The 21393-nt window shown below is 63.2% G+C and carries 20 protein-coding genes and 1 pseudogene; 7 read left to right on the top strand and 14 right to left on the bottom strand.

Annotated features, from left to right (window positions below):
- Window positions 1-149: pseudogene (locus tag BT179_RS27090) on the bottom strand (phage infection protein); the annotation flags it as partial.
- A gap of 198 nt (window positions 150-347) precedes the next feature.
- On the opposite strand from BT179_RS27090, the gene BT179_RS01600 reads away from it, so the two are divergent.
- Window positions 348-974: a glutathione S-transferase family protein gene (locus BT179_RS01600; RefSeq protein WP_072394160.1), complete on the top strand. Its 627-nt coding sequence runs from the start codon at window positions 348-350 to the stop codon at window positions 972-974.
- A gap of 41 nt (window positions 975-1015) precedes the next feature.
- Here BT179_RS01600 and BT179_RS01595 read toward each other — a convergent pair whose 3' ends face one another.
- The 5 genes from BT179_RS01595 to BT179_RS01575 form a co-directional block, all read right to left on the bottom strand.
- On the bottom strand, window positions 1016-1552 hold the full coding sequence (locus tag BT179_RS01595; RefSeq protein WP_072430416.1) for a PqiC family protein: 537 nt from the start codon (window positions 1550-1552) through the stop codon (window positions 1016-1018).
- A 17-nt stretch (window positions 1553-1569) separates the two neighbouring features.
- Complete coding sequence (locus BT179_RS01590; RefSeq protein WP_072394166.1) at window positions 1570-3228, bottom strand: PqiB family protein; 1659 nt, start codon at window positions 3226-3228, stop codon at window positions 1570-1572.
- Window positions 3209-3838, bottom strand: a complete 630-nt coding sequence (locus tag BT179_RS01585; RefSeq protein WP_072394169.1) for a paraquat-inducible protein A — start codon at window positions 3836-3838, stop codon at window positions 3209-3211. Before BT179_RS01585 ends, BT179_RS01590 begins: the two co-directional genes overlap by 20 nt.
- Window positions 3839-3864: 26 nt before the next feature.
- Window positions 3865-4461, bottom strand: coding sequence for a paraquat-inducible protein A (locus BT179_RS01580; RefSeq protein ID WP_072394182.1), 597 nt, complete (start codon window positions 4459-4461; stop codon window positions 3865-3867).
- A 69-nt stretch (window positions 4462-4530) separates the two neighbouring features.
- Window positions 4531-4971 (bottom strand): CBS domain-containing protein, encoded by a 441-nt coding sequence (locus tag BT179_RS01575; protein WP_053154498.1) that lies wholly within the window; start codon window positions 4969-4971, stop codon window positions 4531-4533.
- Window positions 4972-5213: 242 nt separating this feature from the next.
- Between BT179_RS01575 and BT179_RS01570 the strand changes: the two genes are divergently transcribed.
- Window positions 5214-7577 (top strand): DNA polymerase II, encoded by a 2364-nt coding sequence (locus BT179_RS01570; RefSeq protein ID WP_072430417.1) that lies wholly within the window; start codon window positions 5214-5216, stop codon window positions 7575-7577.
- Between the two features lie 44 nt (window positions 7578-7621).
- On the opposite strand, the gene BT179_RS01565 is transcribed toward BT179_RS01570, so the two are convergent.
- The 6 genes from BT179_RS01565 to BT179_RS01540 all read right to left on the bottom strand — a co-directional run bounded on the left by BT179_RS01565 (window position 7622) and on the right by BT179_RS01540 (window position 13870).
- Window positions 7622-9130 (bottom strand): tripartite tricarboxylate transporter permease, encoded by a 1509-nt coding sequence (locus BT179_RS01565; protein ID WP_072394187.1) that lies wholly within the window; start codon window positions 9128-9130, stop codon window positions 7622-7624.
- A gap of 23 nt (window positions 9131-9153) precedes the next feature.
- Window positions 9154-9645, bottom strand: coding sequence for a tripartite tricarboxylate transporter TctB family protein (locus BT179_RS01560; protein WP_072394190.1), 492 nt, complete (start codon window positions 9643-9645; stop codon window positions 9154-9156).
- Window position 9646: 1 nt separating this feature from the next.
- Entirely contained in the window at window positions 9647-10618 is a 972-nt protein-coding gene (locus BT179_RS01555; protein ID WP_072394194.1) for a Bug family tripartite tricarboxylate transporter substrate binding protein, read from the bottom strand.
- Window positions 10619-10715: 97 nt separating this feature from the next.
- A complete protein-coding gene (locus BT179_RS01550) occupies window positions 10716-11654 on the bottom strand; it encodes an AEC family transporter (RefSeq protein WP_072394197.1) in 939 nt (312 codons plus the stop codon).
- Window positions 11655-11744: 90 nt separating this feature from the next.
- On the bottom strand, window positions 11745-12566 hold the full coding sequence (locus BT179_RS01545; RefSeq protein WP_072430418.1) for an aldo/keto reductase: 822 nt from the start codon (window positions 12564-12566) through the stop codon (window positions 11745-11747).
- Between the two features lie 152 nt (window positions 12567-12718).
- A complete protein-coding gene (locus BT179_RS01540) occupies window positions 12719-13870 on the bottom strand; it encodes an aldose epimerase family protein (RefSeq protein WP_072430419.1) in 1152 nt (383 codons plus the stop codon).
- A 315-nt stretch (window positions 13871-14185) separates the two neighbouring features.
- Between BT179_RS01540 and BT179_RS01535 the strand changes: the two genes are divergently transcribed.
- From BT179_RS01535 to BT179_RS01525, 3 genes are all read left to right on the top strand, one after another.
- On the top strand, window positions 14186-14911 hold the full coding sequence (locus BT179_RS01535; RefSeq protein ID WP_256343830.1) for a hypothetical protein: 726 nt from the start codon (window positions 14186-14188) through the stop codon (window positions 14909-14911).
- A 102-nt stretch (window positions 14912-15013) separates the two neighbouring features.
- Complete coding sequence (locus BT179_RS01530) at window positions 15014-15799, top strand: sulfite exporter TauE/SafE family protein (protein ID WP_072430421.1); 786 nt, start codon at window positions 15014-15016, stop codon at window positions 15797-15799.
- A gap of 254 nt (window positions 15800-16053) precedes the next feature.
- Window positions 16054-16593: a DUF4174 domain-containing protein gene (locus BT179_RS01525; RefSeq protein WP_072430422.1), complete on the top strand. Its 540-nt coding sequence runs from the start codon at window positions 16054-16056 to the stop codon at window positions 16591-16593.
- A 175-nt stretch (window positions 16594-16768) separates the two neighbouring features.
- On the opposite strand, the gene ampC is transcribed toward BT179_RS01525, so the two are convergent.
- Entirely contained in the window at window positions 16769-17917 is a 1149-nt protein-coding gene (gene ampC, locus BT179_RS01520) for a class C beta-lactamase (protein WP_083568869.1), read from the bottom strand.
- Window positions 17918-18188: 271 nt separating this feature from the next.
- Between ampC and BT179_RS01515 the strand changes: the two genes are divergently transcribed.
- Together BT179_RS01515 and BT179_RS01510 are read left to right on the top strand one after the other, a co-directional pair.
- Window positions 18189-19067: a Dyp-type peroxidase gene (locus tag BT179_RS01515; RefSeq protein WP_072394216.1), complete on the top strand. Its 879-nt coding sequence runs from the start codon at window positions 18189-18191 to the stop codon at window positions 19065-19067.
- 76 nt (window positions 19068-19143) lie between these two features.
- Window positions 19144-19890, top strand: coding sequence for an SDR family oxidoreductase (locus BT179_RS01510; RefSeq protein ID WP_072394219.1), 747 nt, complete (start codon window positions 19144-19146; stop codon window positions 19888-19890).
- A 63-nt stretch (window positions 19891-19953) separates the two neighbouring features.
- Here the strand turns inward: BT179_RS01510 and mapR are convergent, their stop codons facing one another.
- Window positions 19954-21363, bottom strand: coding sequence for a GntR family transcriptional regulator MpaR (gene mapR / locus BT179_RS01505; RefSeq protein ID WP_072430423.1), 1410 nt, complete (start codon window positions 21361-21363; stop codon window positions 19954-19956).
- Between the last annotated feature and the right edge of the window lie 30 nt (window positions 21364-21393).

Genomic DNA, 21393 nt, shown 5'->3' with positions numbered 1-21393 from the left:
TCGATCAGGCGGTCGGAGCCACCTTCGGCGACGCGGTTTTCAATCAGTCGATCAGAGCCGCCTTCGGCAACGACCGGGTGGGAAGAGGCGGCGAATGCGTTGGCTGCCAGGACCGAAAAAGCGAGGCTGAGGATGACTTGGCGTTTCATGATGGTGTGCTCCGGGGGTGCAGTGGGTTGGTGTGGGGCCATTGTTGCGCCGGGCAATCATCAAGAGAACTTCATTGACATGATGGTGAACATCGATGGCGGTGATACCTGGCGGGTGGATAGGCAGGTCGTCCGCGAGGTGGAACATCCCATGACCCGGAATGCTCTATCGACTGAACCCTTCCAGGAGGCAGGCTCATGTATCAGTTATTCGGCCACAGACAATCCGGTTCCTCGGCCGTGGAAGTCGCGTTGAACCTGTGTGGCGTGCCTTATCGGCGGATCGATGCCTATTCGACCGAAGACAACGAGGCGACAAAGCGACTCGAGGCGTTGAACCCACAGAAACAGGTGCCCACCCTGCAATTGCCGGATGGCTCGGTGCTGACCGAGGCTGCGGCGATTCTGATTCACCTGGGGCTGACCTTTGCGGACTCGAAGCTGCTGCCCCAGGAGCCGATGGCGCGTGCTCAAGCCATACGGGGCCTGGTCTATATCGCCGCCAATTGCTACACGCCCATTGGCATCATCGATTTCCCGCAGCGTTGGCTCACCGAAGCGGACGAGGCGACCCGGCAGCAATTGGTGACGGGCACCCGCCAACGCCTGTATCGCAACTGGGCGCTGTTTGCCGACCAGTTTGCGGCGCAGCCGTACTTCAGCGGTGCCGAGCCGGGGGCACTGGACATTCTTGCCGCAGTCATCACCAAGTGGGTCGGAACGCGGGAGGCCATGCGCGACATGCGACCTGAGTTCCATGGGGTACTTGAGCGCATCGACCAGCATCCGCGCATTGCGCCGGTACTGTCGTTGCACTGGCCGTAAGAAAGCAGGCTTGCGGCCCGGGAACCAGGCGCTTCATCCGCTCATGGGCAGGCTTGGAGGTTCACCGCCCGCACGACCAGGTCGACGAATTGGCGGATGTTGTTCTGGTGGGCAATCACCAGATCGTCGATGGTGTTTCCCGCAGGGGTCTGCAGGGAGCTGCGGCAGATGAGCGCAGGGTTCTCGTTGCCTGGGCTGCGCAAGCGCCATTGCACATCCATTCGGGCGTATTGGCCAGGAATCGAATCGAAGCGTTGCACGTCCACCCGCAGCAGTCCCTTGGGCGCGCCAGGGTTGCTCAACTGTTCCTCCAGGCTGCTGCGCAACTCGTCCGCCAGGCTGGCCCCCCACCATTCGGTTTCCAGGATCGCCAGCCCGCTGTTGCCCTGGCGAATGACCATCTGGGTGCGATCCACCTGGGGCGGAACGCTGACCTGTTCGAGGCGGATATCCACCTGGGCGTGCCGTTGGCTCATCGGCTGGGCCGGGCTCAGCGTGTGGTAATGAACCGGGTCGCTGCGACAGGCACCGAGCAGCAGCGCCACGGCAACCACGGTGAGTTTCAGCATCGACGGCATGGGGCGGGCTCCTGTAGTCATTCGTTCACCGGCAACCTGAGGTTCTGCGCCGGGGCATCCTTGGGACGGCCGCGCAGCAGCGATTCGGGGTGGCGGCTCAGGTAGTCGGACAGTTCACGCAGCGAGCGTGACATGCGCCCCAGGTCGTCCAGGGTCTGGGTCAGTTGCTCGCGTTGCGGCGAATCCTCGGCCAGGGTGGAGTTGGCCGATTGCAGGGTCTTGCTCACGTCCTGCAAGGTGTTCTGCACGCTTGGCAAGGTCTTGCTGTTGAACTGGGCCAGGCCTTTGCGCAGTTCCACCAGGTTGCCATCCAGGTTGCTGGCGATGCTTTCCAGCGGCAACTTGTCGATCCGTTCGACCACCGACTGCAGTTGTTCCTGCAATTGCTGCAGGCTGCCGGGGATGGTGGGGATGCGGATCGGACGGGCGGAAGGGTCGAACGCGACTTTTTCGGCCTTGGGGTAGAAATCCAGCGAGATGTACAACTGCCCGGTCAGCAAATTGCCGCTGCGGGCCTGGGCGCGCAGCCCTCGTTCGACGAAGCTGCCCATCAGGCGGGCTGATGCGGCTTCGTCCTCGGGGTTGTGATTGAGTGCCTTGAGCAGCTTCTCGTGGGCTTTGCCCAGGCGCTGGGGATAGATCACCACGCCGACGTTGATGGGAAAGCTGCGCTGCTTCTCGTCAAAATCCAGGTTGATGGCGACCACCCGGCCAACCTCCACGCCAAGGAATTCGACCGGCGCGTTGACCCGCAGGCCGCGCAGCGCCTGGTCGAAGCGCAGGGCCAGGTATTGTGGCTTGCCACTGGGCGGCGCCAGGGCGCTTTGCTGGTCGGCGAACAGCTCGAAGTTCTTGTTTTCGGCGGCCGGCGTATCGTTGGGGCTGTATTCGGGAGCCCTGAAGGCGATGCCTCCTACCAGCAATGCCGAGAGCGACTCGGTCCTGACGGCGAAGCCGTTGGCGCCCACGTTCAGGTCAACGCCGCTGACATTCCAGAACCGGGTGTTTTCGGTGACGTAGGCGTCGTTCGGCGCATTGATGAACACCTCGATGTCGACGCCCTTGCCTTCGGCGTCCAGGGCGTAGGACACCACCTGGCCCACCGGGATCTTGCGCAGGTACACCGGCGAGCCGATGTCCAGGGAACCGAGGTCCTGGGAGTGCAGGGTGAAACGCTTGCCCGGTTCGCCGTAGGTGATCGGTGGCGGTGCCTCCAGACCGATGAACGACTTGGCGCGCACTTTCGAATGACCCGCGTCGGCCCCGATGAAATCCCCGGACAGCAAGGTGTCTATCCCGGAAATGCCGCCCGCACCGATCCGCGGCCGTACGACCCAGAACACCGAGTCTTCGTGGGTGAAGGTCTCGGCTGTCTTGTTGAGCTTGACCGTGGCGGTGACATTTTTCTGGTCTTCGCTCAGTTGCACATCGGTGACCTGGCCGATGACCACGTTGCGGTATTTCACCGGGGTCTTGTTGGCGGTCAGGCCTTCGCCGGTCTTGAAGGTGATGGTGATGGTCGGGCCTTCCTGCAGCCAGTTATGGACCACCAGCGATACCCCTACCAGCACTGCGATGATCGGCACGATCCAGACCAGCGACACCGACCAGCGTCGGGTGGTGACATGGCCGCGGCCCGGTGCCGGCGTCTGTCCGTCAGTGACTTGCGACTTCATCCATGGCCTCCTCGTTCGATGGGGTATCCCAGATCAGCCGCGGGTCGAAACTCATGGCCGACAGCATGGTAAACAGCACCACGAGGCCGAAGAACAGGATCCCCGGTCGCGGTTCGATATCGCTCAAGGCCTGGAACTTCACCAGCGCGGCCACCAACGCCACCACCAGCACATCGAGCATGGACCAGTAGCCGATGACTTCCACCAGGCGGTACAGCTTGGCCCGCTGCACCTGGGCCCAGTCGCTGCGTCGTTGCACGGTGACCAGCAGCAGCGTGAGCACCACGAACTTGATACCCGGCACGGCGATGCTGGCAATGAAGATGATCAGGGCAATGTCCCAGGCACCGCTGTGCCAGAACTCGATGACACCGCTGATGATCGTGCTGTCGGCACCGTCCCCGAGCATCCGGGTATTCATCACCGGCAGCATGTTGGCCGGAATATAGAACACCATCGCTGCCAGCATATAGGCCCAGGTGCGGGTGAGGGCGTCGGGTTTGCGTCGATGCAGGACGGCATCGCAACGCGGGCAGCGCTCGGGCTCGTCGCTCATGTCGCAGGCCAGGCCGCAGCCGTGGCACAGGCACAGGTTCAGGTCGGCCGCCATGGGCGGTGTCTGACGTGGTGCGCCGTTCACAGGCTGTCCCACAGGTCGCGGACATCGCGACCGGCGATCCGGATGATCAACAGGCTCAGGGCCGCCAGGGCGAACAGGCCGATGCCGGGTAACACATCCAGTATCCCGGCGAGCTTGATCACCGCCACCAGCGCACCCAGCAGGCAGACCTCGAGCATGCTCCATGGCCGCAAGGTTTCCAGGCCGCGCATGCACAGGTTGAAACCGGGCGCCCGTCGATTGGCATGGGCGTAGCCCAGTACCCAGAGCAAAAGCGCCAACTGGAAGGCCGGGGCGACGATGATCGCCACCGCCGTCACCAGGGCGATGAAGGCAATCGGTCCCTGGCTCAGGGCTACGATGGAGTCCCACAGGGTAGCGCTGTTGCTCAGGCCCTGGAGACGAATGCTCATCACCGGATAGATGTTGGCGAACGCCCACAGCACCGCCGCCGTGATGCTCAAGGCCAGGCGTTTTTCGACGGTCAGGCTGTTGTAGCGCTGGATCACCGCGCCACATCGCACGCACGAGGCTTTCTGGTGCGCGACGAGCACCACCGGCTCGTATACCGCATCGCAATGTTCGCAGATGATCAATCGCTGGGTATCGGCCATCGGGATGCTCGGCAGAAATTCTCTAGACTATAGATGGTCATCGAGCACGAGCAACCCGCAAGGCCGAAGTCATTCGCCGCGAATGTACTGTTCCAGCTGGCGAATCAGATCGGCCTGTTCGGCAATGGCTTCCTTGACCAGGTCGCCGATGGAGAGCAGGCCGACGAGCTTGCCATCCTCCACCACCGGCAAGTGCCGCAGGTGCTTCTCGGTCATGATGCTCAGGCAGGTCTCGACGTTCTGGTGCGGGTCGATGGTGATCACGGGCGACACCATGATCTCGCTCACCCGGGTGCCCACCGATGAGCGGCCATGCAGGACCATTTTGCGCGCATAGTCGCGCTCGCTGATGATGCCCAGCACTTCGTCGTTCTTCACCACCAGCAAGGCGCCGACATTCTTTTCGGCCATGCGCATCAGGGCCTGCAACACCATGTCGTCCGGGGAGACGGTGTGTACTTGCTGGTTCTTCTCGTCTTTCATCCGGAGCAACTGTGCGACGGTTTTCATGGCGGGCCTCGGGTGTTGTTCTTGTGCGGGTAGTGGGGGTCGGAAAAGTTGCGCGGGCACTTTTCGTTCAGTGCTTAAAGAATCGTAGACCCAACGACGCAGAGCAAGCGATAAAGCGGCGGCCAATCGTCCAAAAGCGTCATGGCCGGTGAATTCGCCTGTCCTTGCGCCATTGTGGCGAGGGGATAAATCCCCTCGCCACAGGTAGAATCCGGCTACACGCATGATTCGAGGTTGCAGCGGTGGATTTACAGCAGGGCTTCGTCCTGACCCGGCATTGGCGCGATACCCCGGCCGGCACCGAAGTCGAGTTCTGGCTGGCGACCGACGCCGGCCCCCGGCGCGTGCGCCTGGCGATGCAGCCGTCGGTGGCGTTCGTGCCGCAGGTCCAGGGGGGGCAGGCGCAAGCGCTGCTGCAGGGAGAGAAGGACGTCGAATTGCGCCCCCTCGATCTGCTGGATTTCGAGCATCGCCCGGTGCTGGGCCTGTATTGCCGGCAACACGCCCAGTTGATGCGGCTCGATACCACCCTGCGTCGTGCCGGCGTGGAGGTGTTCGAGGCCGACATCCGGCCGCCGGAGCGCTACCTGATGGAGCGCTTCATCACCGCGCCGGTCTGGTTCGGCGGCACGCCGAGTGCCGACGGCCTGCTGCTCGATGCGCAGATGAAGCCGGCCGCGCAATACCGTCCCACCTTGCGCCTGGTGTCCCTGGACATCGAAACCACCGCCCAGGGCGAGCTCTATTCCATCGCGCTGCAAGGCTGCGGCGAACGACAGGTGTACATGCTCGGCCCGCCCAATGGCGATGACAGTGGCGTGGACTTCCAGCTTGAATACTGCGAGTCCCGCACGCTGCTGCTCAAGAGGCTCAATGACTGGTTCGCTCGCTTCGACCCCGACGCGATCATCGGCTGGAACCTGGTGCAGTTCGATCTTCGTGTGTTGCATGAGCATGCCCGGCGGCTGGCCGTGCCGTTGCGCCTGGGGCGAGGCGGGGAAGAGATGCAATGGCGCGAACACGGTGCGCGCAACAATCACTTCTTTGCCTCGGCGGCCGGACGACTGATCATCGACGGCATCGAGTCCCTGCGTTCGGCGACCTGGAGTTTCCCCTCGTTCAGCCTGGAAAATGTCGCCCAGACGCTGTTGGGGGAGGGCAAGTCCATCGATAACCCCTATCAGCGCATGGACGAGATCAATCGCATGTTCGCCGAGGACAAACCGGCCCTGGCCCGCTACAACCTCAAGGACTGCGAGCTGGTGACGCGGATTTTTGCCAGGACCGAACTGCTCAAGTTCCTGCTGGAGCGCGCCAGCGTCACCGGCCTGCCGGCGGATCGCAGCGGCGGTTCGGTGGCGGCCTTCACGCACTTGTACATGCCGCTGATGCACCGCCAGGGGTTCGTTGCGCCGAATCTTGGCCAGCGTCCGCCCGAGGCCAGTCCGGGCGGCTTCGTGATGGATTCCCAGCCGGGACTCTATGAATCGGTCCTGGTGCTGGACTACAAGAGCCTGTATCCGTCGATCATCCGCACCTTCCTCATCGACCCGGTGGGCTTGATCGAAGGCCTGCGCCACCCCGACGATAGCGAGTCGGTCCCGGGCTTTCGCGGCGCCCGGTTCTCGCGCACCCGCCATTGCCTGCCGTCCATCGTGGCGCGGGTCGCCGAAGGCCGGGAAACCGCCAAGCGCGAACACAACGCGCCGTTGTCCCAGGCCTTGAAGATCATCATGAACGCTTTCTACGGGGTGCTCGGTTCCAGTGGCTGTCGCTTCTTCGATCCGCGGCTGGCCTCGTCCATTACCTTGCGCGGCCACCAGATCATGCAGCAGACCCGGCAGTTGATCGAAGCCCGAGGGCATGTGGTGATCTACGGTGATACCGATTCCACCTTCGTCTGGCTGCGCCGTGCCCACGATCAGGAGGAGGCGACCAGCATCGGCCGGGAACTGGTGGCCTACGTCAACCAGTGGTGGCAAGCGCATGTGCGTGATACGTTCGGCCTGGAGAGTGCGCTGGAGCTGCAGTTCGAAACCCATTTCAAGCGTTTCCTCATGCCCACGATCCGCGGGGCCGAGGAGGGCAGCAAGAAACGCTACGCCGGTCTGGTGACCCGCGCCGACGGCAGCGACGAGATCGTCTACAAGGGATTGGAGGCCGTGCGCACCGACTGGTCGCCCCTGGCCCGGCAATTCCAGCAAGAGTTGTACGAGCGGATTTTCCACCGCAAGCCGTATCAGGACTACGTGCGCGATTATGTCCAGCGCACGCTGGCCGGGGCGTTCGATGACCGGCTGGTCTACCGCAAGCGCCTGCGCCGCCCCCTGGACGACTACGAGCGCAATGTCCCGCCCCACGTTCGGGCCGCCCGCATCGCCGACGAGCACAACGAGCGCCAGGGCCGTCCGCGGCAATACCAGAGTGGCGGCTGGATCAGCTATGTCATCACCGTTGCCGGTCCCGAGCCCCTGGAGACCCGTAGCGCGCCCATCGATTACGACCACTACGTGACCAAGCAACTGCAACCGGTGGCGGATGCGATCCTGCCGTTCGTGGGGGATGACTTCATGACCCTGGTGGGCGGGCAGATGGGGCTGTTCTGAGCAGACTGCCCGGACGATGCGGATTCGCGAATCGACACGACATCTCAGTCGTCCTCATGCAAGCGGATGCCGCGCATGTGCAGCAGGTGAGGTACCGCCAGTACCAACAGGGTCAGGGCAAGGAAGGTGGCCGAAATGGGTTGAGTCAGGAACACCGTCCAGTCGCCCTGGCTGATGGACAGCGCGTTGCGCAGTTGTTTCTCGGCCATCGGCCCCAGCAGCATGCCGACGATGACCGGCGCCACGGGAAAATCGAAACGCCGCATCAGCACCCCGCCCCAACCGATCGCCAGCATCAGCAGCAGGTCGAACGAGGAATGACGCATGCCGTACACGCCGATGGAGGCGAATACCAGGATGCCCGCGTTGAGATAAGGCCGGGGAATCTGCAACAGCTTGACCCACAGCCCCACCAGGGGAAGGTTGAGCACCAGCAGGATCAGGTTGCCGATGTACAGCGACGCCACCAGCGTCCAGACCAGCTCACCGGACGTCTGGAACAGCATCGGGCCCGGCTGCAGGTTGTAGTTCTGGAACGCTGCCAGCAATATCGCCGCGGTGGCCGAGGTGGGGATGCCCAGCGTCAGCAGGGGAACCAGCGAACCCGTGGCGCTGGCGTTGTTGGCCGCTTCGGGGCCGGCCACGCCCTCGATGGCGCCCTGGCCCTTGCTGGCGGCGAAATCCTGCGGATGCTTGCTCAACTTGCGTTCCGCCGAATAGGACAGGAAGGTAGGGATTTCCGCGCCCCCGGCCGGGATGGAACCAAAGGGAAAGCCGATCAGGGTTCCCCTGATCCAGGCGGGGACGGAGCGTTTCCAGTCGGCCCGGGTCATCCACAACGATGTCATGCGGTGCCGCCCTGCGGACTCTTCCTGTTGATAGAGCAGGCTGTACAAGGCTTCGGCCACGGCGAACAGGCCAACCGCCACCAGGACCACTTCGATGCCATCGACCAGTTCGGGCACACCCAGGGTGTAGCGGGCGATGCCCGAGGTCGAGTCCAGGCCGATCAGGCCGATGGTCAGGCCGATGCCCAGCGACGCGAAACCTCGCAGCATCGACGCACCCAGGACCGCCGATACCGTGGTGAACGACAGCACCAGGATGGCGAAATACTCCGCCGGCCCGAATCTCAGCGCCAGGGTTGCCACGACGGGGGCGAACAGGGTCAGCAACACGGTGGCGACGGTCCCGGCGAAGAACGAGCCGATGGCGGCCGTGGCCAGGGCGGGCCCCGCGCGCCCGTTGCGGGCCATGAGGTTGCCCTCCAGGGCGGTGATCATGGAGGACGACTCCCCCGGGGTATTGAGCAGGATGGAGGTGGTCGAGCCGCCGAACTGGGCGCCGTAGTAGATCCCGGCGAACATGATCAAGGCCCCGGTAGGGTCGACCTTGGCGGTAATCGGCAACAGCAGGGCCACCGTCAGCGCCGGTCCGATACCTGGCAGCACGCCGATGGCCGTGCCCAGCAGGCAGCCGATGAAACCCCATGCCAAGTTGACCGGGTCCAGCGCCGAAGCGAAACCCGAGGCCAGGCTCAAGAGAATATCCACGGCGTTATCTCCTTCGACTCAGGTCAGATCCAGGCGTTGACGAGGGGAGGCAGCGCGACCCCCAGCCCGGTGTTGAACAGCCAGTAGATCGGCAAGGTCAGGGCGATGCCGATGGCCAGGTCGCGCAAGGGATGCCGGCTGCCGAACCCACGGGCGGCGCAGGCGAACAGCAGGGCGGCGGCCAGTACGAAGCCGATGACATCGATGAGCAGCGCGATGGCCAGGATGCCGGCGGTCACCCAGGCCGCTCCCGGCTTTGCGCCGACCCGCGCACCGCTGGCCTTGCTGTCTGTCGACAGGTCACGAAAGCCCCCGGTGATCGCCTGGTAGCTCAGCAGCACCCCCACGCCGCCCAGGAAGGCGGCGACGGCGCAGGGATAGACGTGGGCCCCGAGGATGACGAAGCCCATTTCGGGGGGAAATCGCAAGGCGCCGATGGCCAGGACCGAGCCAATGGCAATCACGCCGAGGCCGATTGCCAGTTGAGCCGGCACAATCCCGTTCGGACGAGCCATGTCAGAGCAGCCCGACCTTGACCAGCATGGCGCGCAGGCGGGCATGCTCCTCATCGACGAATTTGCCGAATTCGTCGCCGGTCAGAATGCTCTGGGTCCAGGCGTTGGCCTTGATGTTCTCCTGCCAGATATTGCTGTGGGTGGCGGCCATGACCGCGTCGGTCACTTCCTGGCGCTGTGCCGGCGTCAGGTTTGCCGCGCCGTAGACACCGCGCCAGTTACCGATGACCACGTCATAGCCGTTCTCCTTGAGGGTGGGGGCATCGATGCCTTCTACGCGGTTGGGGGCGCCAATGGCCAGCAAGCGGAACTGCTTGGACTGCACGTACTTGGCCAGCTCGGCGTACCCGCCGGTGATCACCGTGATATGTCCGCCCAAGGTGGCGGCAACCACTTCGCCGCCACCGGCGTAGGCGACGTAGTTCACCTGGTTGACCGGGACGTCCATCTTGCCGGCCAGTTCCGCGATGCCGATGTGGTCGATGGAGCCCTTGGAGCCGCCGCCCCACTTGATGCTGGAAGGGTTGGCCTTGAAGTCCTTGAGCAGGTCTGCGAGGTTTTTGTAGGGCGAGTCCTGGCGGACGGCAAGCACGTTGTACTCCGTGAACAGCCGGGCGATGGGGGTCACATCCTTGAGGGTGATCTGGGGCTTGTTCTGCTCCACGGCCGTGACCATGATCGCGCCCACCACCAGCAGGGCGTTGGGGTCACCCTTGCTGCCGTTGGCGAACTGCGCCAGGCCCAGGGTGCCACCGGCGCCCCCCTTGTTTTCGAAGGTGACGGATTTGGCGCTTTTGGCCTCGACCAGGGCCTTGCCGAGAATCCGTGCGGTCTGGTCGTAGCCCCCGCCCACGGAGCCAGGGGCCATGAACTTGACGGTGTCCAGCGCAAGGGCCGGTGTGGCGAGCGTGGTGACGCCAAGGGCTGCGGCAATGCAGATGCAACGGCTGAATCGACGGACTGTCGTGAACATGAATTTCTCCCCAGACTATTGTTTTTGTGAGTACCGGTAAGTCCAGCCTAGCAGCGCCGCCGGATTTCGGAGGGGAGTCATGAAACCTGTTGCGAAGTCAGCCGTTGCCTGTCACCCAGGGCGAAAGGGTGAGCACCGCGACCGGCAGGGCAAGGGCGGCGATCAGTGTCTGGCCGGCGATGATGCCGGCCATCAATGGGGCATCACCGCCCATTTGCCGGGCCATGATGTAGGACGAGGAGGCGGTCGGCAGCGACTGGAACAGCAACACGGCAATCGCTGCGTCGCCCTGCAGGCCAACCAGGCGGCAGGCGATCAGGGTCACGGCCGGCATGATGATGAATTTGGTGAACGAGGACATGCCGATGGGCTTGAGCCAGGCCCGGGCCGTTTTCAGTTCCAGGGCGGCCCCGACACACAGCAGGCCCAGCGGCAGCGAGGCCTGGCCGAGCGCCTTGAGCACGGCGTCCGCTCCCGGCGGGAGCCCCGTACCGGTGCCTTGCAGAAGGATGCCCGCCGCGCACGCCAGTATCAGCGGGTTCGTCGCCAACTGCCTGGCCACCCGCTTCAGCGGTAGCCGTCCGCCTGGGCCAAAACGGGCGAAGATCAGTACGCAGAGGATATTCACCGTCGGTACGATCGCCGCATTCGCCACCGCCGCCAAGGCAATGCCCGAGGTGCCGAACAAACCTGCCGCCGCAGAGACGCCGACATAGTTGTTGAAGCGCACGCCACCCTGGAACACCGAGGTAAAGGCCGCATCAGTGCCTTGGAACAGGCGCCGCGAACCCGCCAGCAGCATCGCTACCGTGACAGTCGACATCACCAGCGCCACGAACATCTCGCGTACCGGCACCTCGCTCAGTTGAGCGGTGGCGAGGCCATGGACGAACAGCGATGGCAACAAGACGTAGTAACCCAGGCGTTCGGCCTGCGGCCAGAAACTGTCGGCCAGGAAGCCCGATTGCCTGAGCCAGGCCCCCAGGGCGATCAACAGTGCGATGGGAAACAGGGCGAGCAGCAACGCTAACGTCATCTTGCATCCACCGGTCAGTCAGGAAAAGGAACAGGTGCGGTAATGTTCCTTCGAAAGAGGATCAATGAAAATTGCGTCCAGAGCCTGGCTTCAAACCATCGCCAGCCGTTGCTTGCCTCGGGGTTGCGCAAAGATCAGGTCGAGGGCGGTGAAGTCCTGGGGTTCGAGCCTCAGGTTCGCCGCTTCGGCGTTCAGGCGCACGTGTTCCGATTGCACGGCCTTGGGGATGGCGATGACGTTGTCCTGGCGCAGTAACCAGGCCAGGGCAACCTGGGCCGGGGTTGCCCCATGACGCTCGGCGATCTGCGCCAGGGTGTGGTCCTTGAGCAGACGTCCGCCCTGGCCGACCGGGCAGTACGCCATGATCGGCATGGATGATCGCTGGCACCAGGGCAGCAGGTCGTATTCGATGCCGCGTTCTTGCAGGTTGTACAGCACTTGATTGGTGGCGCAGGCAGGGGAGGCCAGTTCCTCAAAGTCCGCGACGTCGAAGTTCGATACGCCCCAGCGGCCGATCTTGCCTTCCTCGCGCAGGCGTTCGAAGGCCTCGACGGTCTCTTCCAGTGGATACTGGCCGCGCCAGTGCAGCAGGTAGAGGTCGATGTAGTCGGTGTCGAGCCGCCGCAGGCTGCGTTCGCAGGCGAGGGGGATCCCCTTGCGGCTGGCGTTGTGTGGGTAGACCTTGCTCACCAGGAACACTTGGTCCCGCAGGCCGATGATCGCTTCGCCCACCACCGTCTCGGCGCCACCCTCGGCATACATTTCCGCCGTGTCGATCAGGGTCATGCCCAGCTCGATGCCCAGGCGCAGGGCCGCGACCTCCTTCTTGTGCTGGGACGGCTCCTCTCCCATGCGCCAGGTGCCTTGGCCGATGACGGGTACCGACACGCCAGCCAACTCCAGAGTCTTCATGCCTGTCTCCTATGTGCTTGAACATCAGACGTGTGGCAGCAGGATAGACCAAGTGTTCTGGTGGATCGACGGGAGGCCTGCGCCATTCCCTTTCGCAGCGAGACTCGCCCCCACACGCCAGGCGGCGGATGTGGGAGCGATCGGGGGGCGGCTTACTTGGCGGAGAACTTCAGCACCATGGTCTGGGTGTAGGTCTGGCCCGGATCGAGCCGTGTCGAAGGGAAATTCGGCTGGTTGGGCGAGTCGGGGAAGTGCTGGGTTTCCAGGGTAAACGCGCCCCAATGCGGGTAGGTCTTGCCTTGCTTGCCCTTGACCGTGCCGTCGAGGAAGTTGCTGGTGTAGAACTGTACGCCAGGCTCGGTGGTATAGAGCTGCAGGCGCCGTCCCGATTGCGGGTCGTAGACATCGGCGGCCGGTTTGCTCACATCACCCTTGGCGTCCAGGACCCAGTTGAAGTCGAAGCCACCCTGTTTCGGTTCGGCGAACTTGAGCTGTGGATGGTCAGCCTTGATATGGGTGCCGATGGCGATGGGCTTGGTGAAGTCCATCGGGGTGCCTGCCACGGGGGCCATTTCACCGGTAGGGATGAGCTTGCCGGTCACGGGCGTGTAATGGCTGGCGTGGAGTGTCGCCACCTGTTTGAGGATGTCGCCGTTTCCGGCCCCGGCGAGGTTGAAGTAGCTGTGGTTGGTCAGGTTCAGCACCGTGGGCTTGTCGGTGGTGGCCTGGTAGTCGATACGCAGTTCGTTCTGTTCGTTGAGGCTGTAGGTGACGTCGGTCTTCAGCGCGCCGGGGAAGCCCATCTCGCCATCGGCCGACAGGTACGTGAGGGTCACCCCCACCGAATCCTTGCCGTCATGGGGCACGGCCTTCCACACTCGTTTGTCGAAGCCTTGCGGCCCGCCGTGCAGGGAATTGCCATGGTCGTTCTGCGGTACCTGATAACGCTTGCCGTCCAGCTCGAAGGCGCCATCGGCCAGGCGGTTGCCGAAGCGGCCGATGGTGGCGCCGAAATACACGCTGCCGTTTTTCTGATAACCCTGGACGTCGTCGAAACCGAGTACTACGTCGGCGGCCTTGCCGTTTTTGTCCGGCACGACCAGCGACTGGAGTATTGCGCCGTAGGTGATCACGGTGGCTTGCATGCCATGGCTGTTGCGCAGCACATACTTCTCGACCGGAGAGCCATCATCGGTCTTGCCGAACGGGCCGTGTTCATTGGTCAGGCCTGCGGCCTGGGAAGCAGGGGTGGCGATCATCAGAGCGACTCCGAGGGCCGTGAGCAAATGTCTGGATTCAAGCATGGTGAGACCTTCCTGTGGTTTTGTTGTTGTTTTGAACGCGTCGAGTCCGTTACTGGTCGGACAGCGCTGAAGGTTTTTCTGTTCAGTAGTCTTTCTATTTGCGTGTTGCGAGAGGATTTATAGCCATTAACCAGGATTTTTCAATTAAAAAGTAAGACTAATTAGGTGCGCGCAGCTTTCCTCGTACTGAGCTCATTTCGCCGGGCACCGCACTTTTATGATTTTTGCCGCTCTATCCATGGCCAGGAAGCGGCGAGCCCCACCGCCTCCCCATGCCCAGATCGAGATTCGATGGCCGGTGTTTTTTGCCCACTGATGGTCTTGCGACGTTGCTGCCCGGCGCTTCTGGTCGGTGCGCTGGCGTTGTCCAATGTCGGTTGCAGTCATCAGCAGGGGCAGGACATGGTCACGCAGTTCAGCAACACCAAGCCCCAGGAGTTTCTGCAGACCAGCGTCGACCGCATGGCGACGCTGGCGATGCATGACAACCTGCAAAGTCTTTATCTGCTGATGAACAAGCTGTACCTGCGCAACCCTGAAGAATTGCGCAAGTCCGGCTTCCTTGACGCACGCAGCGCGGAAAAGCAGGTGCGCATGGCCATCGAGCAACAGCAGCCATTACCGACCCTGGGTGGAAAGAAGGACCTGGCGGCCTTGAGATATGCCATGAGCCCCGAGTTTCTCGGCGACCGGGTCGGCGCCTTCATCTACGCCATCGGCAGCATGCTGGTGACGGCCCATGGCAATCGGCTCGAGTTCTACATGACCGACACCATTGACCCGCGCTTTGTCAGCAACGCGGCGCGCAACATCGAAAAAGCCACCTGGCTGTTGAGCCAGCGGCAGGATAAAGATGGCAAATTGTTGCTGTTTTCCAACGAGATCTCGGAGGAGGGCAGCAACCTGAGTTTCGCTGTGGAGTTCGGGAAAATCGTCGCGCGCCTGGATTTGCTGACCCAAATGCTGGACGAGCGGTACCGGCGTATCGGCCTCAACTATGCCCAGAGCCTGCTGTTCCTCAATTTCCTACCGGTTCAATAGGTAGAAAAGGCATAAAGATAGATCACATCGATATAGGGGGTTATAAGAAAAATCGCTATGCTCGCGGCCAGATTTTTCACGCGGTTGCGCTGAGACGGGTTGATGGATTTCGGTAATGTCGGTTTAGTCGTAGCGGGCCTGGTGGTCGGCTTCATCGTCGGAATGACCGGCGTGGGTGGCGGTTCGCTGATGACCCCCATCCTGCTGTGGTTTGGTATCAACCCTGCGACTGCGGTGGGGACGGATCTGCTTTATGCGGCCATCACCAAGTCTGGCGGCGTCCTGGTTCACGCCAGGAACCGCAACATCGATTGGGCCATCACGGGCTGGCTGACGTTGGGCAGCGTGCCAGCGGTGGGCCTGACCCTGTGGTTTCTCAGCACCCTGCACAGTTCTCCCGATGCGATGAATGCGATCATCAAGCAGGCCCTTGGGTTCGTACTGTTCGCCACGGCCCTGGCGATTCTGTTCAAGAAGCGCCTGCTGCAATTCGCCCATGACCGCGCGGGCGGCCATTACAATCCCACCGGCTCGCGACTCAACCTGCTGACAGTCGTCACCGGCGTGGTGCTGGGCACGATGGTCGCGTTGACCTCCATCGGTGCCGGCGCCCTGGGTACCGTTGCCTTGTTCGTGCTTTACCCGTTCCTGGTGACCAGGCGCCTGGTGGGCACCGAAATCGCCCACGCCGTGCCACTGACCCTCGTCGCCGGCCTCGGCCATGCGAGCATGGGCAACATGGACTGGCACATCCTGGGCTTCCTGCTGGTTGGCTCGTTGCCCGGCATCTACCTTGGCAGTCATCTGTCGGGACGCATTTCCGACGAGCTGCTGCGCCCGTGCCTGGCGGTGATGCTGGCAATGATCGGGTTCAAACTGGCGTTCTGATCCGCCACCTGACCCAGGCGCACCCTCGACCCTTTTCGGTGGGTGCGCCTCGACCGTGAAAGCTGCTGCACATCCAGCATCTTCGCCGACTGGCCCACGACTTCAGTGGGCAAGCTCGCTCTGGTATCCCGGTTGCGCAATGGACCCGCTGGCCTAAGCTTCAAGTCAGACAGGCGCAGTATCGGGGGACTCTCTCGCGGAACATTCGCCGCCCTGTGCAATCAGTACAGCGTGAATATCAAAAGGAGAGGCGCATGCTCATTCGGTCGTTGACCTTCGCTACCTTGCTGGCCTTCGCCGGCCCCTTGTTCGCCGCCGATGGCGACTCGCCCCTGGTGGCGGAGACAGGCAAAACCCGCCCGCTGATCGTCATCGCTCCCAGCACCGTCGACCCGACCTGGGTCAGCCTGAAAAAGGCCCTGGAGGAACCGGCAGGCAAGCAAGGCTTTTCCGAGCGCAACATGGTGCTTTACACCGTACTCAACACAATAGGGCAGCGGGACGGCAAGGACCTGGACCCGCAGAACACCATGGCCTTGATCCGTTCTCTGAAGTTGGGGGCCGGCGCCCAGACCAAGGTCATCCTGGTGGGCAAGGATGGGGAAAAGAAGCTTGAACATTCCGGGGCGATCGAGCTGAAAGACATCTTCGACACCGTCGACAAGCTGCCCGCGACCGAAAAGCAAGCCACGCCTCCCGCTCCACCTCCCGTCACCGAAGCCGCCCCGGCCAAGGATGCCAAAGCCACCAAGCCGGCCAAGGCAACGAAGGCGCCGAAGCCGCTGGAGGACTGATTTTCCGCTAGGCCGACCGCCCTTGTGGCGAAGGGATTTATCCCCGCTGGGCTGCACAGCAGCCCTGCCGAGCGGCCACCCCGATCTGCTTGATACACCAGGTTGCCAGAATTCCAGGGCCGCTGCGCGCCCCAGCGGGGTAAATCCCCTCGACACAGGTAACTCGTGGCCCTCGTTATTGGCTGTCCAGTGCCGTCAGGATCCTATGGGCGACTTTCACCCGTTCCTCGATGGGATAATTCTTGTTCGCCAGCAGCACGATGCCCATGTCCCTGCCCGGTACGAACGCCACGTAGGCGCCAAAGCCTCCCGTGGAACCGGTCTTGTTGATCCAGGCATTGTCCGGTGCGGGGCGAGGCGGTTGGAGCAACGTCGCCTTCTGCGGGGTGAGGGCCATCTGGGGAGAATTGCCGGCCAGCAGTTGCTCCAGGCTGACCGGGTAAGGGTAGAACTCCCAGCCCAGGCCCTGGGTCATTCCACCAACCTGGTAGAAACCAGTATGGGTGGTGCCGATGGCCTGCTGCAGATCGGCGCCGAGTTTTTCCGGGTGCAGGTTGGCCTCGACGAAACGAATCAGGTCCGACGAACTGATCTTCACGCCATACGCTTCGGAATCCAGCGCGCCGGGCCCGACCCGGACAGGCTTGCCATCCTTCGAATATCCCTGGGCGTATCGGCCCGACTGTTGCGCGGGTACATGCAGATAACCATGCTTGAGGCCCAGCGCCGGCATCAGCACCTTCTCCATCGCCTCATCGAACGGCTGACCCAGGCTGCGGGCCGCCAGATAGCCGAACAGGCCGATGCTCGGGTTCGAATAGAGCCGCTGGGTACCGGCCGGGTAGAGTTGTTTCCAGGTCTTGAAATACCCGAACATCCGGTCCGGGCGGTCTGCATCGTCGGGAAACTGCAATGGCAACCCACCGGGTGTGTAGGTCGCGAGGTTGAGCAGGCTGGCATGTTCCAGGGCGCTGCCTTGCAGCTCCGGGGCATGGCGCCCGGCCGGGTCCGCCAGGGACAGCTTGCCCCGGGCCTGGGCATAGGCGCCAAGGGTCGCGGTGAAGGTCTTGCTGACCGAGCCGATTTCGAAGAGGGTCTGGTCGGTGACCGTCGCTTTCGTGTCCTTCGAGGCGACCCCGTAATTGAAGAAATGACGTTTGCCATCCTGGGTGATCGCCACCGCCATGCCGGCGATGTCCTGCTGTTTCATCAAGGGCTGGATAACCGCATTGACCGTGTCTTCGAGGCGTTCCTGGGCAAAGCCCTGGGGGACTGCGCCGAGCAGCAGGAAAGTGCCGGCGAGTATCGATTTGGCCATTTGCATGTTCGACCGTTTCTCCATGGGGGCGAGGGTTCAGCCGCTCTGCGTACGGCAGCCCGGTGCGTGACGCACTTGGGGGGCGGTCAATCTAGGAAGTTTTTGGCTGCCGGGCAACCGGAGACTTGCTTGCCAGGCGAAGATCCGAGCCATCCGACGAAGTTGCAAGAGTGGTCCTACAGCAAACCTGTGTCGCCAGGGCGCGTCCGCGAGCCCACGCAACCACCACAAACCCACGGCCGCCGGGTAAACTCGCAGTCTTTCTAAAGGAGTCCACATGAGCTACTACCAGCCCGGCATTCTCGCCACCCCTGTCCCGCCTCAGGCCCGTCATTTGTTCTTCGCCCTGGAATCGGTCGAGGCGCTGCCGGCTGCGATCGATCGGTTGTCGCTGCAACTGGATGGCCGCGCGGTCATCGGCTTCGGCGAGTCGCTGGTCCAGGCGCTGGGTGCGCAGGTCGAAGGCTTGCGGGCGTTTCCTGCCCTGGCCGGCGTGGGCGTGGACAACCCATCGACCCAGCATGCCCTGTGGTGCTGGCTGCACGGCGAAGACCGCGGCGAATTGCTGCATCGCAGTCGCGCCATCGAAGCGGCGCTGGCCCCGGCGTTGCGCCTTGTGCAGATGAACGAAACCTTCCGCCACATGAGCGGCCATGACCTGACCGGCTACGAAGACGGCACCGAGAACCCCCATGACGAAGCCGCCGTCGCCGCGGCCCTGGTCCAGGGCGTCGATGGCGTGCGCGGCGGCAGTTTCGCCGCGATCCAGCAATGGCAGCATGATCTGGACGGTTTTGCCGCGATGCAGCCCCATGAGCGTGACAACATCATGGGACGCCGCCTGAGCGACAACGAGGAACTCGATGACGCGCCGGAGTCGGCCCACGTCAAACGCACCGCCCAGGAAAGCTTCACCCCGCAGGCGTTCGTCGTGCGTCGCTCCATGCCGTGGATCGAAGGCGATCGTGCCGGCCTGATGTTCCTGGCCTTCGGCTTTTCCCTCGACGCTTTCGAGGCGCAATTGCGCCGCATGAGCGGCCTGGAAGACGGCATCACCGATGGGCTGTATCGCATGAGCCGGCCGATCACCGGCGGCTACTACTGGTGCCCGCCGCTGCTGGACGGACACCTGGATCTGCGGGCGCTGGCCCGCTAAGCGGAGCGCTTTGTGCAAAAGCGTGCCTGAACGTTATTCTTGGGCCGGACGTCTATCCGGGGAACGGGAGAGCAAAGTGGATAAAGTCATCGTCATCACCGGTGGTGGCCGCGGTATCGGCGCGGCCACGGCGCTGCTGGCTGCCGAGCAGGGGTATCGGATCTGCATCAACTACCAGGCCGATGAGAACGCCGCACAGGACGTGCTCGAACAGGTCCGCGCCAAGGGCGCCCAGGCGATCGCCGTGCGGGCCGATGTCAGTATCGAGGACGAGGTGGTCGGCCTGTTCAACCGGGTCGACGCCGAACTGGGGCGGGTGACGGCCCTGGTGAACAATGCCGGCACGGTGGCCCACAAGTCCCGGCTCGATGAAATGTCCGAGTTCCGCCTTCTCAAGATCATGAAGACCAATGTGCTGGGGCCGATTCTCTGCGCCAAGCACGCGGTGCTGCGCATGTCGCCCCGGCACGGCGGGCAGGGCGGGAGTATCGTGAATGTCTCCTCGGTGGCGGCCCGCCTGGGTTCGCCCAACGAATATGTCGACTACGCCGCCTCCAAGGGCGCCCTGGACACGTTCACCATCGGTCTGTCCAAGGAAGTGGCCGGCGAGGGGATCCGCGTCAATGCGGTTCGCCCCGGTTATATCTATACCGATTTCCACGCCCTGAGCGGCGACCCGGACCGGGTCAGCAAGCTGGAATCGGCCATTCCCATGGCCCGGGGCGGTCGTCCGGACGAAGTGGCGGAAGCGATCATCTGGTTGCTGTCGGACAAGGCTTCGTATGCGACCGGGACGTTCGTGGAGCTGGGAGGCGGGCGCTGAGTGTCGTCAGTACCGACTCCATCGCAATCACGCTCGCGGTGAGGCTGGTACGGACCATCCGTCTCAGAACGAACGGATGATCCGCCCCAGCGTCTCCATGGCCTTCTCCGACGCCTCGTTCCAGGGGCTGCCATAGTTCAACCGGATGCAGTTCCTGAACCGCTGGGTCGGTGAAAAGATCGGGCCCGGTGCGACGCTGATGCCCTGGGCCAGGGCCATCTGGAACAGTTTCAGCGAGTCTGTCAGCTCCGGCAGTTCAAGCCAGAGGAAGTAGCCTCCCGTTGGCTGGCTGACGCGGGTCTGTGGGGGGAAGTAGCGGGCGATGGCGGCGAGCATCGCGCGTTGCTGTTCTTCCAGGGCGTAGCGCAGTTTGCGCAGGTGCCGGTCGTAGCCGCCGTGTTGCAGGTAGTCGGCGATAGCGGCCTGGGCCGGCATCGAGGCGCACAGTGACGTCATGAGTTTCAACCGCTCGATTTTCTGCGCGTAGCGTCCGGCGGCGACCCAGCCGATGCGATAGCCTGGCGCCAGGCTCTTGGCAAACGAACCGCAATGCATCACCAACCCTTCGGTGTCGAAGGCCTTGGCCGGTTTTGGAGCCTGCTGGCCGTAATAGAGTTCGGCGTAGACGTCGTCCTCGATCAAGGGCACCTGATGGCGACTGAGCAACGCTACCAGCGCCTTTTTCCGCTCCTCGGGCATCGTCGCGCCCATGGGGTTCTGGAAACTGGTCATGCACCAGCAGGCCTTGACCGGATGACGCTCCAGAGTCTGTTCAAGGACTTCCAGATCGATACCGTCGCGTGGGTGTACCGGGATTTCCACGGCCTTGAGCTTGAGTCGCTCCAGCACCTGCAGGCTGGCGTAGAACGCCGGCGCCTCGATGGCCACCAGGTCGCCGGGTTCGGTCACGGCTTGCAGGCACAGGTTCAAGGCTTCCAGGGCGCCGTTGGTGACCAGCAATTCCTCCATGGGCAGCATCAGCCCGCCGACCATGTAGCGCAGGGCGATCTGCCGGCGCAGTTGCGGATTGCCAGGCGACATGTCCGTGACCACCACCCGCGGGTCCATGTCCCGCGTGGCGCTGGACAGCGAGCGGGACAGGCGTTGCAGCGGGAATAGTGTCGGGCTGGGAAACGCCGAGCCGAAGGCGATGGTGGCCGGGTCCTTGATCGAATCCAGGACCGAGAATACCAGCTCGCTGACGTCGACTTCGGTCGACTCATGGACCTGGCTGCTGATCACGGGCTCTGAAAACGGGCTCGGCGCAAGGTTGTTGACGAAGTAGCCGGAGCGCGGCCGGGCCCGGATCATACCGCGTCGCTCCAGCAGGTAATAGGCCTGGAACACCGTGGACGGACTGACCCCATAGGTCTGGCTGGCATACCGTACCGACGGCACGCGCTGCCCTGGCCCGAGCATGCCGGAGCGGATCAGTTCGGCGATGTCGTCGGCGAATTTCTCGTAGCGTTTCATTTTCGGTCCAGTCATGAACGATTCGGGGCC

The organism is Pseudomonas sp. NFACC43, assembly GCF_900119645.1.
Taxonomy (GTDB): domain Bacteria; phylum Pseudomonadota; class Gammaproteobacteria; order Pseudomonadales; family Pseudomonadaceae; genus Aquipseudomonas.
Note: the sequence above shows the minus strand (reverse complement) of the source record. Positions and strands in the feature narration are given on the sequence as shown.

Excerpts from the sequence above, each read along its gene's own strand:
- BT179_RS01600 (WP_072394160.1), top strand. The coding sequence starts at position 348 with ATGTATCAGTTATTCGGCCACAGACAATCCGGTTCCTCGGCCGTGGAA.
- BT179_RS01595 (WP_072430416.1), bottom strand. The coding sequence starts at position 1,552 with ATGCCGTCGATGCTGAAACTCACCGTGGTTGCCGTGGCGCTGCTGCTC.
- BT179_RS01590 (WP_072394166.1), bottom strand. The coding sequence starts at position 3,228 with ATGAAGTCGCAAGTCACTGACGGACAGACGCCGGCACCGGGCCGCGGC.
- BT179_RS01585 (WP_072394169.1), bottom strand. The coding sequence starts at position 3,838 with ATGGCGGCCGACCTGAACCTGTGCCTGTGCCACGGCTGCGGCCTGGCC.
- BT179_RS01580 (WP_072394182.1), bottom strand. The coding sequence starts at position 4,461 with ATGGCCGATACCCAGCGATTGATCATCTGCGAACATTGCGATGCGGTA.
- BT179_RS01575 (WP_053154498.1), bottom strand. The coding sequence starts at position 4,971 with ATGAAAACCGTCGCACAGTTGCTCCGGATGAAAGACGAGAAGAACCAG.
- BT179_RS01560 (WP_072394190.1), bottom strand. The coding sequence starts at position 9,645 with ATGGCTCGTCCGAACGGGATTGTGCCGGCTCAACTGGCAATCGGCCTC.
- BT179_RS01555 (WP_072394194.1), bottom strand. The coding sequence starts at position 10,618 with ATGTTCACGACAGTCCGTCGATTCAGCCGTTGCATCTGCATTGCCGCA.
- BT179_RS01550 (WP_072394197.1), bottom strand. The coding sequence starts at position 11,654 with ATGACGTTAGCGTTGCTGCTCGCCCTGTTTCCCATCGCACTGTTGATC.
- BT179_RS01545 (WP_072430418.1), bottom strand. The coding sequence starts at position 12,566 with ATGAAGACTCTGGAGTTGGCTGGCGTGTCGGTACCCGTCATCGGCCAA.
- BT179_RS01540 (WP_072430419.1), bottom strand. The coding sequence starts at position 13,870 with ATGCTTGAATCCAGACATTTGCTCACGGCCCTCGGAGTCGCTCTGATG.
- BT179_RS01535 (WP_256343830.1), top strand. The coding sequence starts at position 14,186 with ATGGTCTTGCGACGTTGCTGCCCGGCGCTTCTGGTCGGTGCGCTGGCG.
- BT179_RS01530 (WP_072430421.1), top strand. The coding sequence starts at position 15,014 with ATGGATTTCGGTAATGTCGGTTTAGTCGTAGCGGGCCTGGTGGTCGGC.
- BT179_RS01525 (WP_072430422.1), top strand. The coding sequence starts at position 16,054 with ATGCTCATTCGGTCGTTGACCTTCGCTACCTTGCTGGCCTTCGCCGGC.
- ampC (WP_083568869.1), bottom strand. The coding sequence starts at position 17,917 with ATGCAAATGGCCAAATCGATACTCGCCGGCACTTTCCTGCTGCTCGGC.
- BT179_RS01515 (WP_072394216.1), top strand. The coding sequence starts at position 18,189 with ATGAGCTACTACCAGCCCGGCATTCTCGCCACCCCTGTCCCGCCTCAG.
- mapR (WP_072430423.1), bottom strand. The coding sequence starts at position 21,363 with ATGAAACGCTACGAGAAATTCGCCGACGACATCGCCGAACTGATCCGC.